A 12,981-nucleotide genomic window follows, 5' to 3' on the forward strand; every position below is an offset into this window, starting at 1 on the left:
GGCTTGGGCTTGGGCTTGGGCTTGGGCTTGGGCTTGGGCTTGGGCTTGGGCTTGGGCTTGGGCTTGGGCTTGGGCTTGGGCTTGGGCTTGGGCTTGGGCTTGGGCTTGGGCTTGGGCTTGGGCTTCGGCTTGGGCTTCGGCTTGGGCTTCGGCTTGGGCTTCGGCTTGGGCTTCGGCTTGGGCTTCGGCTTGGGCTTCGGCTTCGGCTTCGGCTTCGGCTTCGGCTTCGGCTTCGGCTTCGGCTTCGGCTTCGGCTTCGGCTTCGGCTTCGGCTTCGGCTTCGGCTTCGGCTTCGGCTTGGGCTTGGGCTTGGGCTTGGGCTACGGTTTCGGCTACGGTTTCGGGGCGCGCGCGGGCTTCCGCACCGGCCTCATCGCGGCCCCCGCTTCACCTTCGACCGCCACGCACGCGTGGCAATGGAAACGCATCATGACGACTGGCAAGGTCACCCTGGTCGGCGCCGGCCCCGGCGATCTCGACCTGCTCACGTTGAAGGCCGTGAAGGCGCTCGCGGCCGCCGACGTGCTGCTGCTCGACGATCTGGTCAATCCGGCGATCGTCGAACTCGCGCCGCAGGCGCGCGTCGTGCGCGTCGGCAAGCGCGGCGGCTGCCGCTCGACGCCGCAGGCCTTCATCGAGCGGCTGATGCGCCGCTACGCGCTGCGCGGCGCGCACGTCGTGCGCGTGAAGGGCGGCGAGGCGCTGCTGTTCGGCCGCGCCGGCGAGGAACTGAGGATGCTGCGCGACGCCGCGATTCCGGTCGAGATCGTCAACGGCATCTCGTCCGGCTTCGCGGCGGCGGCGAGCCTCGGCGTGTCGCTCACGCATCGCGAGCATTGCCAGGGCGTCACGTTCGTCACCGCGCACCTGCAGGACCACGGCGAGCCCGACTGGCCGCGCCTCGCGGCCACCGGCACGACGCTCGCGATCTATATGGGCATGAGCCGCGTCGAGCGGATCGCGGCCGGCCTGCTCGCCGCACTGCCCGCGTCCACGCCGGCCGCGGCGGTGCAGTGGGCCGGCACGCCCGACGAGCGGCGCTGGGCCGGCACGCTCGGCGCGCTCGCGCAAGGCGTCGCCGAAGCGGGGCTCGGCAGCCCGGCGGTGATCCTGGTCGGTGCGGCGATCGGCGAGGCCGCGGCACGCACGCAGGCGGATGACACCACGGGGCCGAACGTCGCGCCCGCGGTTCGGCGTGCGGCGTAGGATGCGGCGCGCAACGCGGCGCCGGCCGCCCATCTATAGTGAAAGCGCCGGCCGCCCGCGCGGCGACCGGCGCCCGCCTGCGCGCGAGGCACGCGGCGGCGCCGGGCCCGCGGCGGCCCCGCTTGTTCCATTCGCATCATGAGCGCGTCCGCTTCCCCCCTCCGGCTGCGCGTGCTGCTCGTCACCGATACGCAGAAGCCGATCGGCGACCTGCGCGACGCGCTTGCGCGCCTCGGCTACGAGATGCTGAACGAGGTGGCGACGCCGGCGCGGCTGCCGGCGGCCATCGAGGCGCAGCGGCCGGACGTCGTGATCATCGACACCGAATCGCCGTCGCGCGACACGCTCGAGCAGCTCGCCGTGATGAACGCGACCGCGCCGCGCCCGGTGCTGATGTTCAGCCACGACGCGGACCAGACGCTGATCCGCGCGGCGGTCGGCGCGGGGGTCAGCGCGTATCTCGTCGAAGGGCTGTCGGCCGAGCGGCTCGCACCGATCCTCGAGGTCGCGCTCGCCCGCTTCTCGCACGACGACGCGCTGCGCCGGCGGCTCGCCGACGTCGAGCGCGAGCTCGAGGACCGCAAGCTGATCGACCGCGCGAAACGCCTGCTGATGGACCGCCGCAAGCTGTCCGAACACGACGCCTACGCGCTGCTGCGCAAGCGCGCGATGGACCAGGGCATCCGCATCGTCGATGCCGCGCGCCAGGTGCTTGCGAGCGCCCTGCAACCTTGAGTTCTCATGCCATGACGACTTCGCCCCCCGCCGCGCCGGAACGCGCGCACCTCCGCCTCGGTTTCGTCGCGCTGAGCGACGCCGCCCCGCTGATCGTCGCGCAGCGCCTCGGCCTCGGCGAACGCCACGGGCTCACGCTCGAACTGAACCGCCAGCCGTCGTGGGCCGCGGTGCGCGACAAGCTGCTGTCCGGCGAGCTCGACGCCGCGCATGCGCTGTACGGTCTCGTGTGCGGGATGCAGCTCGGCATCGGCAGCCCGCAGGCCGACATGGCCGTGCTGATGGTGCTGAACCGCAACGGCCAGGCGATCACGTTCTCCGGCCGGCTCGCCGATGCGTACCGCGCGCAGGGCAACCTGCCGGCGGCGCTCGCGACGCTCGGCCGCCGGCCCGTGTTCGCGCAGACCTTCCCGACCGGCACGCATGCGATGTGGCTCTATCACTGGCTCGCGTCGCACGGCGTCGACCCGCTGCGCGACATCCGCAGCGTCGTGATTCCGCCGCCCGAGATGGTCGCGGCGCTCGCCGACGGCGAGCTCGACGGCTTCTGCGCGGGCGAGCCGTGGCATGCGGTGGCCGAGGCCTGCCGCGCGGGCCGCACGGTCGCCGCGACGAGCGAGGTCTGGCCCGATCATCCGGAAAAGGCGCTCGCCTGCCGGCGCGAGTTCGCGGCGCTGTACCCGAATGCCGCGCGCGCGCTGATCCGCACGCTGGTCGACGCGTGCGCGTGGCTCGACGATCCCGCGCACCGCCGCGACGCCGCCGGCTGGCTCGCGTCGCCGGACGCGGTGGGCGTGCCGGCCTCGCTGATCGCGCCGCGCCTGCTCGGCGACTACGGCGCCGGGCCGTTCGCCGCGCCGCCGCTGCCGATCGCGTTTCATGCGCACGGCACCGTGAACCGGCCCTGCGCGGACGACGGCCGCTGGTTCGTGTCGCAATACCGGCGCTGGGGCATGCTCGACGGCGCCCCCGACGCCGACGCAAGCGTCGACGCAATCGCGCACACCGCCATGTATGATGCTGCCGTCGCCGAGAGGGGCGCGACGCACGCCGGCTAGCCCGCGCGTTCAGGAACCGATTGCAGGATCGTGTCTCGAACTCGCCGCCTGACAAGCATCGGGTCGGCGCAGACGCCCCCGGCCCCCGCGCTTCGATGAAGCGACGACGCCCGCAACCCGCCCGATTCCCATGCCGAACCAACCGCACGCGCCGCTCGACGCGCTGCTTGCCGAAATCCGCGCGTGCCGCGCCTGCGAAGCCGTGCTGCCGCTCGGCCCGCGCCCCGTGCTGCGCGCGCACCGCGACGCGCGCATCCTGATCGTCGGCCAGGCGCCCGGCGCGCGCGTGCATGCGAGCGGCATCCCGTGGGACGACGCGAGCGGCAAGCGGCTGCGCGACTGGCTCGCCGTCGACGCCGACACGTTCTACGACGCGACGCGCTTCGCGATCGTGCCGATGGGCTTCTGCTATCCGGGCCGCGGCGCGACCGGCGACAACCCGCCACGCCCCGAATGCGCGCGGCTGTGGCTCGAGCGGCTGCTCGCCGAGCTGCCGGCGATCCGGCTGACGCTGCTGGTCGGCCAGTATGCGCAGCGGCATTTCCTGCGCGACACGCGCAAGGCGTCGCTGAGCGACACCGTCGCCGCATGGCGCGACTACGGCCCGGCGGTGCTGCCGCTGCCGCACCCGTCGCCGCGCAACCAGGCGTGGTTCAAGCACCATCCGTGGTTCGACGCCGACGTCGTGCCCGAGCTGCGCCGCCGGGTCGCCGCCGCGCTCGCGGCGCATTGAGCCCTATTCCGATACGCGCCGCCCCCAACCAGGAACCTTCAGTGAACGACATCGATTTCGCGTGCACGGCGTGCGGCAAGTGCTGCCACGACCTGCGCCTCCTGCTGACGATCGACGAAGCGATCGCGTGGCTGCAACGCGGCGGCCGCGTCGAGCTGCTGTGCGACGCGATCCCGTGGCCCGTCGAACCCGAGCCGGACAACGCGTTCGCCGCATACAAGCGGGCCCGCTCGACGCCCGCGCTCAGCGGCACGCTGCCGGTGCGCGTGACGACGGTGCTCACCGCGTCCTACACCGGGCCGTGCCCGAACCTGCAGGCCGACATGCGCTGCGGGATCTACGACGAACGGCCGCTCGTGTGCCGGATCTATCCGGCGGAAATCAATCCGTTCGTCGAGCTGGCGCCGGAAGGCAAGAACTGTCCGCCCGACGCATGGCAGACGACGCCGCTGCTGCGCGGCGGCATGATCGTCGATGAGGCCACGCGCCGCGACATCGCCCGCTCGCGCGCGGCGAACGAGGCCGAGGCGCCGCTGCGCGCGCGGGTGTGCGCGGCGCTGGGCATCGAAACGGCGGCGGTCGCGAACGAAGGCTTCGTGATCCATGCGCCGCCGGCCGACGCGCTGCTCGCCGCGCTGGCCGGCGCGCGCGCGGCGACGGCCGCGAACGATGCGGCCGCGCAATGGACGCTGCTGTCCAATCGCGCGGCGACGGTGGATGCGCTCGCGTCGACCGGCGCGACGGCGACGCTGACGGCCAGCGCGCCCGACGCGCGGCCGCTCGGCTACCTCGGGTTCTATCCGGACGCGGACGCGCCGGCCGCATGACCGGCAGCGGTGGCGCGCCGGCGCGCGCTCACCCGCTCGCCGCCTGCGCAAGCCGGCGGCCCGACGCGGCGGCGGGCTGCGCCCGCGCGGCTTCCTGCGGCGCCGCGATTCGCTGTACCATCGCGGCTCAATCCGCGTCACGAATGGCCGAATCCGCAATGTCCTCCTCCGCCCCGCCGCGCCTGTACGGGATGCCCGAACGCAGCGACCGGCTCGATTTCTACATCCGCGACCAGGCGTCGCGCCAGGCGATCACCGAGCCGCACCGGCACGCGTATTTCCAGATCCAGTTCAACCTCGGCGGCGACACCGAGCAGCGGATCGGCGGCGTCACGCGGCCGTTTCCGCGCGGCGCGCTCGCGTTCGTGCTGCCGCACCGCGAGCACCTGATCCCGCATCCGGAAGGCGCGCACTTTGTCGTCATCAACTTCAGCCAGGCATTCCTGCGCGCCGATCTCGACGTCGATCCGCTCGACCTCGAGGACGTGCCCGCGCACCGTTTTCCCGAGCTGACGCCGTTCCGCTTCCAGGAGCACCTCGATTTCATCCTGACCGGCGACGCGTTCGACGAGGCGCGCCGCCTCGCGCTGTGCATGCTCGACGCCGACCGCGTCCGCACGTTCGGCTCGACCACGCTGCTGCGCGGCTACCTGCTGCAACTGATCGGGCTCGTCTGCACGCAGTATGCGGGCGCGCTCGACAAGCTCGCGCAACGCGGCGCGCAGCGCGCGGGGCGGCGCGACGCGCTCGCGCGCGTGCTGCGCCACGTGCGCGCGAACCTGACCCGCGAGGATCTGACGCTCGCGGGCACCGCCGAGGCCGCGTTCCTGTCGCCGAACTATCTCGCGCACCTGATCCGCAAGGAAACCGGCAGCACCTTCACCGATCTCGTGACCGAGCGCCGCATCGCGCTCGCGCAATCGCTGCTCGCGCACACCAGCCGGCGCATCGCCGAGATCGCGCGCGCGGTCGGCTTCCGCGACGAAGGCTATTTCGCGCGGCGCTTCCGCGCGCGGGTCGGCATGTCGCCGAAGGCGTATCGGGACGCGAACGCCGCGCTGCCGGACGGCGACGCGTAGTTTTGTCCCGGAAAAGCGCAGTTGCGTCGCATTCGGCGCAGTGCGCATCGGGTATCGTTCACGCATGCCGGCCGGGCCACGATGCGCGCGCCGGCCCCCGTCTTCCTTCCGAACGAGGCCACCCGATGTCCGAATATGTCATCGACGCTCCCGAGCGTCCTTCCGTCGAAGTCGACCAGTCGCGCGCGCGCTTTGCGCTGCGCCGCGTGTTCTGCGTCGGCCGCAACTACGCCGAGCATGCGCGCGAAATGGGCGCCGATCCGACCCGCGAGCCGCCGTTCTTCTTCATGAAGCCGGCCGATGCGATCGTGCCGGCGCACGGCACCGTCCCGTATCCGCCGCTCACGAACGACCTGCACCACGAGATCGAGCTCGTCGTCGCGATCGGCCGCGGCGGCCGCGCGATCGAGCCGGCCGATGCGCTGTCGCACGTGTGGGGCTATGGCGTCGGCGTCGACCTGACGCGCCGCGACCTGCAGGCCGACGCGAAGAAGCTGAGCCGGCCGTGGGATTGGGCAAAGGGCTTCGACGCGTCGGGGCCCGTGACCGCGCTGCGCCCGGTTGCCGCGACCGGCCATCCGGCTGCGGGCCGCATCTGGCTCGCGGTCAACGGCGAGCCGCGCCAGCAAGGCGATCTCGCCGACATGATCTGGGCGGTGCCGGACGTCATCGCCTATGTGTCGCGCTCGGTCGAGCTGAAGGCCGGCGACCTGATCTTCACCGGCACGCCGGCCGGCGTGGGCGCGCTGCAGCCGGGCGATCGCGTGACGGGGGGCGTCGACGGGGTCGCGCAGTTCGAATTCGTGGTGGGGGCGAAGCCGTAAGGGCGACGGGCGCCGCGCCGTGCGTCAGCGGCGCGCCCGGTGCCGCGCGATGCCCGCGCGGCAAATCTGCTCGCACAACTGCGCGAACCCGATGCCGGACGCCCCGGCGGACTGCGGCAGCAGGCTCGTCGCCGTCATGCCCGGCAGCGTGTTGACCTCCAGGCACCAGAGGTTGCCATGCGGGTCGAGCCGGAAATCGGTCCGGCTGTAGCCGTCGAGTTTCAGCAGCGCATGCACGCGCAGCGCGGTCTGCTGCACGGCCGCGACGATGTCCTTCGGCAGGTCGGCGGGAAATTGCTCGCGCACCTGGCCCGCCTGGTATTTCGCCTTGTAGTCGAACACGGCATCCGGCGCGAGGACGATTTCGCCGACGGTCAGGGCACGCTCGCCGAGCACGCCGACCGTCAGCTCGCGGCCGGCAATGAACTGCTCGACCATCACTTCGGCGTCGAAGCGCCCGGCCGTGCGCACCGCGTCCTCGAAGCCTGCCGGATTCCGCACGAGCGACAGGCCGACGGTCGAGCCTTCCCGATTCGGCTTGACGATGAGCGGATAGCCGATCAGCTGCTGCGCCTTGTCGGCTTCGCACGGCGCCATCAGCCAGTGGGGCGTGCGAATGCCGGCGGCGACGAACAGGCGTTTCGCCATGTCCTTGTCCATCGCGATCGCGCTGCCCAGATGCCCGCTGCCCGTATAGGCCACGCCCGCCTGCTCGAGCATCGCCTGGAAGGTGCCGTCCTCTCCGGTGCCGCCGTGAAGCGCGAGAAACACCACGTCGACGCCGGCCAGATCGTCGAGCGGAAGCAGCGTCGGCATGCCGGCCCGACATTCGGCGAGCGCCTCGGACGACGGCGGCGCTTCGTCCACGCGCGATGCCAGCACGCGTGCTTCCTGTTCCGCGGAAAGACGGCCGCGCGACGCATCCACCGCGACGACCTCATGCGCCAGGCTTCGCAATGCCGTGATCACCTGGCCGGCGCTCGCCAGCGACACTTCGCGCTCCGCGCTGCTGCCGCCGAACAGCACCGCAACCTTCAGCCTGGAATCTTGCACAGTCTTCCCCGCACAATGAGCAATCGATGGAACGACAAAAGGGTTTTCGCGCCTTTCGAGCCGACAGGCGCTGGACTTTATCGTATACGGATTTGCCTGCATACTTCGCGCGGAGCGCGGGTATCAGGCGGTGGACATCGGCAGGATCATCGACGAAGCCGGTGTATCCCGGATGACGATTTGCGAATGCTTCCCGTCGAAGCGCGCGTTCCGATGCCTCTCCCCCGATCGGCCGCCGTCACCCTTCCCTTCCTTGAGGACCGTTTGAATGATCCGGATTGCCACCGTCGATGATGCCGGCCGCCTGGCCGAGCTGAAGCGCGACACGTTCCGCGAAACCTTCGTCGTGGGTTTCGGCATCGGCTACGGCGCCGAAGATCTCGCCGCATACGAAGCCGCGAGCTACTCACCCGAAGTCGTCGCGCGCCAGCTTGCCGATCCCGGGCATCGCACCTGGGTGGTGGAAACGGACGAGCGCGCGCTGGACGGTTACGTGCACGTCGGCCCCTGCAAACTGCCGCATCCCGAAGCCAGGCCCGAAGACGGCGAGCTGTGCCAGCTTTACCTGCGACGCAGCGCGCAAGGCACCGGAGCCGGCCAGCGCCTGCTCGATCTTGCGCTCGCGTTCCTGGGCGAGCATCGGCCGGGCCCGATCTGGCTCGGCGTCTGGTCCGGCAACGCGCGGGCCATCGCGTTCTACGAGCGGGCCGGGTTCCGGCGGGTCGGCGATTACGAATTCAAGGTCGGGAGCTCGACGGATTTCGAATTCATCTATCGTCGCTGACGCGCGCCGTCGGCCTGCATGCGCCGGCCAGCGCCGGCCGCCGGCTTCTGCACCGTTGCCCGTACAATCCCCGGCAATCGAATTGCACGCTCCCTTCCTTCCGTGACGACGACCCTCGAACAACTGCGCGCAGGCCAGCTTGCCGGCGCCCGCCACCTGAAACTCGCGTGCGGCCTCACCGAGTTTCCGCGCGAGATCTTCGATCTGGCCGACACGCTGGAAACGCTCGACCTGAGCGGAAACGCGCTGACGACGCTGCCGGACGATCTGCCGCGGCTGCACCGGCTGCGCATCCTGTTCGCATCCGACAACCGCTTCGCCGAACTGCCGGACGTGCTGGGCGCGTGCCCGCAGTTGAGCATGATCGGTTTCAAGGCGAATCGCATCCGCACGGTTTCCGGCCGATCGCTTCCGCCGCAGTTGCGCTGGCTGATCCTGACCGACAACGCGATCGACACACTGCCGGCGGAACTCGGCAATTGTTCACGGTTGCAGAAACTGATGCTCGCGGGCAACCGGCTGCATGCGTTGCCGGAGTCGATGGCGGCATGCTCGCGGCTCGAGCTCGTGCGCCTTTCGTCGAACCGGCTGAGCGCATTGCCGGCGTGGTTGCTGCGCCTGCCGCGACTGGCGTGGCTCGCGTATGCCGGCAACCCGTTCAGCGCGGCACGGGAAGCAGCCGCGGCGGCCGACTCGGCGATCCCCGAGGTTCAATGGGCATCGCTCGCGCTCGAACAGCCGCTCGGCGAAGGCGCGTCGGGCGTCATTCATCGGGCGCGGCGGCTGGCGGAAGCGGACGGCGCCGCGCCGCATGTCGCCGTCAAGCTCTTCAAGGGCGCGATGACGAGCGATGGCCTCCCCGACTGCGAGATGGCCGCCTGCATCCACGCCGGACGTCACCCGAACCTGATCCCGGTGATCGGCAAAGTGAAAGGCCATCCGCTGGACGCGCACGGGCTCGTCATGGCGCTGATCGATCCGGCGTTCGAGAATCTTGCCGGGCCGCCGAGCCTCGCGTCCTGCACGCGCGATGTCTATGCGGACGACGCGCGCTTCGATTTCGCGTCGGCGCTGCGTATCGCGCACGGCATCGCGTCGGCCGCGCGTCACCTGCACGCGCGCGGCATCCTGCACGGCGACCTGTATGCGCACAACATCCTGCATCGCGGCGCGGGGGGCGCGCTGCTCGGCGATTTCGGCGCGGCGTCGTTCTACGACGCCGACGATGCGCGATCCGGATCCGCCTTGCAGCGGCTCGAAGTGCGCGCGTTCGGGTGTCTGCTCGAGGAACTGCTGGCGCGCTGTGATGGCGGCACATCGTCGGCCGTCGGCGCGCTCGAAGCGCTCGCGGCGGCCTGCCTGAGCGAGGACGTCGACAGCCGGCCGTCCTTCGATACGATCGTGTCCACCCTGCATGCGTGGGCGGAGCTGCCGCCAACGGCGCGGTGAGTTACTGCTAACGCGCCCTGACCGACACGAACTTGCGCGCATTGTTGCGCTGGATCAGCACCGCGATCACCTTGCCGCCCTTCGCTTCGAGCATCGCGATGTCGTCCGGCGTTTCGAGCAGCGTGTCGTTCAGCGCGAGCACGACGTCGCCGGGCTGGATGCCGGCCGCCGCGGCCGGCCCGCGCACGTCGTCCACCATCATCCCGACCGCGAGCCCCGTCGAGCGGCGTTCGTCGTCGGTCAGCGGATGCATCGTCAGCCCGAGACGATCGCCGCCGCCAGCCGGCTGCGTAGCAGCCATGTCCGTGCCCGCGGCCGGCGTGCCCGCCCCGGCCACGCCACCCGTGACCGTCAACGTCATCGGCTTGCGGTTGCGAATCAGCCGGAGCGACGCTTTCGCGCCCGGCGCCAGCGCGGCCGCATGGTCGTTCAGTTCGGCCGAGCGGCCGATCGGCTTGTCGCCGAGCTGCACGATCACGTCGCCGGGCTTCACGCCGATCGCGGCGGCCGGCGACCCGGGGTCGACCGCGTTGACGAGCGCGCCCGCCGGGCGCGGCAGGCCGAACGCGGCCGCGAGCCCCGCGCCGACATCCTGCACGTCCACGCCGAGCGCATTCCCCGACGCGCTTGCCGACGCGTTGCGCTGCGCCTGCATCTGCGTCTGCAGTTGCGTGCGCACCTTGGCCGCGAGGCCGATCGGGATCGCGAAGGTCAGGCTCGCGTAGCGGTCCGCGCCCGTATAGACCTGCACCGCGATGCCGATCACCTCGCCGGCGCGATTGAACACCGGCCCGCCCGAGTTGTCGGGATTGACGGCGATGTCGGTCTGGAAGAACGGAAACGCGCCGCCGTCCGGCAGCGTGCGCGCGGTCGCGCTGACGATGCCGGCGGTGACCGTCGTCCCGGTGCCTTCCGGCACGCCGATCGTCAGCACCGGTTCGCCGACCCGCACCTTCGCCGAATCGCCGAGCCGCACCACCGGCAGCTTCGTCGCGTCGATCTTCAGCACCGCGACGTCGCTCTGCGGATCGACCGTCAGCACCGTCGCCTTGAATTCACGGCGATCGGTGAGCCGCACCGTCAGGTCGGTGGCCTGGTCGACCACATGCGCGGACGTCAGGATCATGCCGTCGGCGCTGACGATGAACCCGGAGCCGCCGCCCGACATCGCGCGCGGCGCCGTCTCGGGCGTCGGCGGCTGCGGCGCGCCGCGCCGGAAGAATGCGGCAAGCGGATCGTCGGGATCGAGCGCGGCGAACGACGCGCCCGCCGGCGCGGGCCCCTGCGCCTCCGGGGGCGCGACGCTGATGTTCACGACCGCCGCGCCGTAGCGCTCGACGATCGCCGGAAAATCGACCGGCGCCGCGCGCTTCTCCTTCGCCACGGGCGGCGCCGAGCTCGCCGCGATGGCCGTCGGCTGCAGGCACGGACAGCCGGCACACACTCCCCCGATCAGCGCGGCGCGAAGCACGGCGCGGACAAGCGTCAGGCGAACCACGGTGCACCTCCCCCGGCAGTCGTCGCGCCGCGGGCGCGAGACGCGCGCGCCGCCGACAATCACCCGTACACGAATCCATTTATAGTCCACGCCGCGCGCCAGAGCATACGAATCGCCGCCCCGCCCGCCGGCCTCGCATCGCCCGCAAAACGGCGGCAGCCTTCGTTCCGGTCAAACCGGCCGCTTCGTCAATCCGCACAAGTCCGACGATGCGCCGCCGCCGGCCCGGTCACGGTCCGCCGAGCCGGTTCGCCAGCGCGGACAGCGTGCGCAGCATCGGCTCGAACGCGTCCGCCGACGTGTTGCCGAAGCCGAGCACGAGCCCGTTGTGCGGCGTCTGCGCATGCAGCGAAAAGCCCGACAGCGCGAACGGCCCGATTCCGTGCGCGCGCGCGGCGTCGACGAGCGCGCGGTCCGCGTAGCGCGGCGGCAGGCGCAAGGTCAGATGCAGCCCGCACGGGCCGCCCTCGACGCGATGCGGCACGCTCAGCGCGCTGTCGAGCGCGGCCAGCAGCGCGAGCCGGCGGTCGCGGTACAACCGCCGCATGCGGCCGAGATGCCGCCCGTACTCCCCCTTCTCGATGAAGTCGGCCAGCGCGAGCTGCACGTGGCGCGCGCCGCCGCGCAGCAGCTCCGGCAGCACGGTGCGCACCGCGGCCAGCAGCGCTTCCGGCAGCACCACGAAACCGATGCGCAGCGCCGGAAACATCGTCTTGCTGAACGAACCGACATAGACGACCGGCGAATCCGGCGCGAGCCCCTGCATCGCGCCGATCGGCTCGCCCGTGTGGCGGAACTCGCTGTCGTAGTCGTCCTCGATGATCCACGCGCGATGGCGGCGCGCGGCGTCGATCAGCGCGAGCCGGCGCGAGATCGACAGCACCGCGCCGGTCGGGAACTGATTGGACGGCGTCGTATAGACGACGCGCGGCGTGCGCTCGCGCCAGTCGTCCGCGTCCGCGCGCAGGCCCTCCGCGTCCACCGGCATCGGCACCACGTCGAGATCGCCGGCCTGCATCGCGGTGCGCGCGCCGCGATAGCCGGGCTCCTCGACCCACACGGTGTCGCCGGGGTTCGTCACCAGTTGCAGGCACAGCGCGATCGCGCCTTGCGCGCCCTCGGTCATCACGATCTGCTCCGGGTCGCAGCGCACGCCGCGCGTCACGGCCAGGTGCCGCGCGATCGATTCGCGCAGCGCGGGCTCGCCGAGCGGATCGCCGTAGCCGAGCAGCGCGCGCCCCGTGTGGCGCAGCGCGCGGTCGACCGCATGCCGCCACGCATCGACCGGGAAATGCGCGAGCGCGGGCACGCCCGGCCGGAAGCCCTCGAATTCGGCGGTGCCGACGATGCGGCTCGGGCGGATGCGGCCGAGCCGCTGCGCGACCGCCGGCGGCGCGGCGCGCGGGCGCGGTTCGGTCCGGCGCGTCGGCCCGACCACGCGCGTGCCGCGTCGATCGGATTGCAGGAAGCCTTCGGCGACGAGCTGCTCGTAGACGGCCGTCACCGTGTTGCGCGAAATGCCGAGCGTGTCGGCCAGCGCGCGCGTGCCGGGCAGGCGGCTGCCGGCCGGCATCGCACCGCCGAGGATCGCGTCGCGCAGGCGGCGCAGCAACTGCCGCTGCAACGAAGGCGCGCCCGGCGTGCGCGTCAGCGGCGCGTCGAGCTGTGGGGGAAGGTCGGCGGGCGGTAAGGTGGCGTTCATCGGTTGCGTCGATCGTCGGTGCCGCGTGGCACC

The 12,981-nt window shown here is 71.7% G+C and carries 13 protein-coding genes; 10 read left to right on the top strand and 3 right to left on the bottom strand.

Annotated features, from left to right (window positions below; translation table 11 throughout):
• Nucleotides 1-429 precede the first annotated feature (429 nt).
• From cobA to HWY45_RS28485, 7 genes are all read left to right on the top strand, one after another.
• Complete coding sequence (cobA, locus tag HWY45_RS28455; RefSeq protein WP_059883886.1) at nt 430-1,206, top strand: uroporphyrinogen-III C-methyltransferase; 777 nt, start codon at nt 430-432, stop codon at nt 1,204-1,206.
• Nucleotides 1,207-1,344: 138 nt separating this feature from the next.
• Complete coding sequence (locus HWY45_RS28460) at nt 1,345-1,941, top strand: ANTAR domain-containing response regulator (protein ID WP_059565701.1); 597 nt, start codon at nt 1,345-1,347, stop codon at nt 1,939-1,941.
• An 11-nt stretch (nt 1,942-1,952) separates the two neighbouring features.
• Complete coding sequence (locus HWY45_RS28465; RefSeq protein WP_059883875.1) at nt 1,953-2,999, top strand: CmpA/NrtA family ABC transporter substrate-binding protein; 1,047 nt, start codon at nt 1,953-1,955, stop codon at nt 2,997-2,999.
• 130 nt (nt 3,000-3,129) lie between these two features.
• A complete protein-coding gene (locus tag HWY45_RS28470; protein WP_059883874.1) occupies nt 3,130-3,732 on the top strand; it encodes a uracil-DNA glycosylase family protein in 603 nt (200 codons plus the stop codon).
• A gap of 41 nt (nt 3,733-3,773) precedes the next feature.
• Nucleotides 3,774-4,559 carry a YkgJ family cysteine cluster protein gene (locus HWY45_RS28475; protein WP_059883873.1) on the top strand — a complete coding sequence of 262 codons (786 nt, stop codon included), beginning with the start codon at nt 3,774-3,776 and terminating at the stop codon, nt 4,557-4,559.
• 158 nt (nt 4,560-4,717) lie between these two features.
• Nucleotides 4,718-5,638 (top strand): helix-turn-helix transcriptional regulator, encoded by a 921-nt coding sequence (locus HWY45_RS28480; RefSeq protein ID WP_059565730.1) that lies wholly within the window; start codon nt 4,718-4,720, stop codon nt 5,636-5,638.
• 125 nt (nt 5,639-5,763) lie between these two features.
• Nucleotides 5,764-6,462 (top strand): fumarylacetoacetate hydrolase family protein, encoded by a 699-nt coding sequence (locus HWY45_RS28485; RefSeq protein WP_059883872.1) that lies wholly within the window; start codon nt 5,764-5,766, stop codon nt 6,460-6,462.
• 24 nt (nt 6,463-6,486) lie between these two features.
• On the opposite strand, the gene HWY45_RS28490 is transcribed toward HWY45_RS28485, so the two are convergent.
• On the bottom strand, nt 6,487-7,515 hold the full coding sequence (locus tag HWY45_RS28490) for a D-alanine--D-alanine ligase family protein (protein ID WP_150998805.1): 1,029 nt from the start codon (nt 7,513-7,515) through the stop codon (nt 6,487-6,489).
• A gap of 100 nt (nt 7,516-7,615) precedes the next feature.
• On the opposite strand from HWY45_RS28490, the gene HWY45_RS37490 reads away from it, so the two are divergent.
• The 3 genes from HWY45_RS37490 (at nt 7,616) to HWY45_RS28505 (ending at nt 9,748) form a co-directional block, all read left to right on the top strand.
• Nucleotides 7,616-7,783: a TetR family transcriptional regulator gene (locus tag HWY45_RS37490; RefSeq protein WP_367650932.1), complete on the top strand. Its 168-nt coding sequence runs from the start codon at nt 7,616-7,618 to the stop codon at nt 7,781-7,783.
• Entirely contained in the window at nt 7,784-8,299 is a 516-nt protein-coding gene (locus HWY45_RS28500) for a GNAT family N-acetyltransferase (protein ID WP_059883871.1), read from the top strand.
• Nucleotides 8,300-8,401: 102 nt separating this feature from the next.
• Nucleotides 8,402-9,748, top strand: a complete 1,347-nt coding sequence (locus tag HWY45_RS28505) for a leucine-rich repeat-containing protein kinase family protein (protein ID WP_059883870.1) — start codon at nt 8,402-8,404, stop codon at nt 9,746-9,748.
• A 7-nt stretch (nt 9,749-9,755) separates the two neighbouring features.
• Here the strand turns inward: HWY45_RS28505 and HWY45_RS28510 are convergent, their stop codons facing one another.
• Nucleotides 9,756-11,246 carry a trypsin-like peptidase domain-containing protein gene (locus HWY45_RS28510; protein WP_059883884.1) on the bottom strand — a complete coding sequence of 497 codons (1,491 nt, stop codon included), beginning with the start codon at nt 11,244-11,246 and terminating at the stop codon, nt 9,756-9,758.
• 229 nt (nt 11,247-11,475) lie between these two features.
• Nucleotides 11,476-12,948: a MocR-like pyridoxine biosynthesis transcription factor PdxR gene (gene pdxR / locus HWY45_RS28515; protein ID WP_059883869.1), complete on the bottom strand. Its 1,473-nt coding sequence runs from the start codon at nt 12,946-12,948 to the stop codon at nt 11,476-11,478.
• Nucleotides 12,949-12,981 lie beyond the last annotated feature (33 nt).

The organism is Burkholderia stagnalis, from assembly GCF_902830275.1.
GTDB classification, from domain to species: domain Bacteria; phylum Pseudomonadota; class Gammaproteobacteria; order Burkholderiales; family Burkholderiaceae; genus Burkholderia; species Burkholderia stagnalis.

Excerpts from the sequence above, each read along its gene's own strand:
- cobA (WP_059883886.1), top strand. The coding sequence starts at position 430 with ATGACGACTGGCAAGGTCACCCTGGTCGGCGCCGGCCCCGGCGATCTC.
- HWY45_RS28460 (WP_059565701.1), top strand. The coding sequence starts at position 1,345 with ATGAGCGCGTCCGCTTCCCCCCTCCGGCTGCGCGTGCTGCTCGTCACC.
- HWY45_RS28465 (WP_059883875.1), top strand. The coding sequence starts at position 1,953 with ATGACGACTTCGCCCCCCGCCGCGCCGGAACGCGCGCACCTCCGCCTC.
- HWY45_RS28470 (WP_059883874.1), top strand. The coding sequence starts at position 3,130 with ATGCCGAACCAACCGCACGCGCCGCTCGACGCGCTGCTTGCCGAAATC.
- HWY45_RS28480 (WP_059565730.1), top strand. The coding sequence starts at position 4,718 with ATGTCCTCCTCCGCCCCGCCGCGCCTGTACGGGATGCCCGAACGCAGC.
- HWY45_RS28485 (WP_059883872.1), top strand. The coding sequence starts at position 5,764 with ATGTCCGAATATGTCATCGACGCTCCCGAGCGTCCTTCCGTCGAAGTC.
- HWY45_RS28500 (WP_059883871.1), top strand. The coding sequence starts at position 7,784 with ATGATCCGGATTGCCACCGTCGATGATGCCGGCCGCCTGGCCGAGCTG.
- pdxR (WP_059883869.1), bottom strand. The coding sequence starts at position 12,948 with ATGAACGCCACCTTACCGCCCGCCGACCTTCCCCCACAGCTCGACGCG.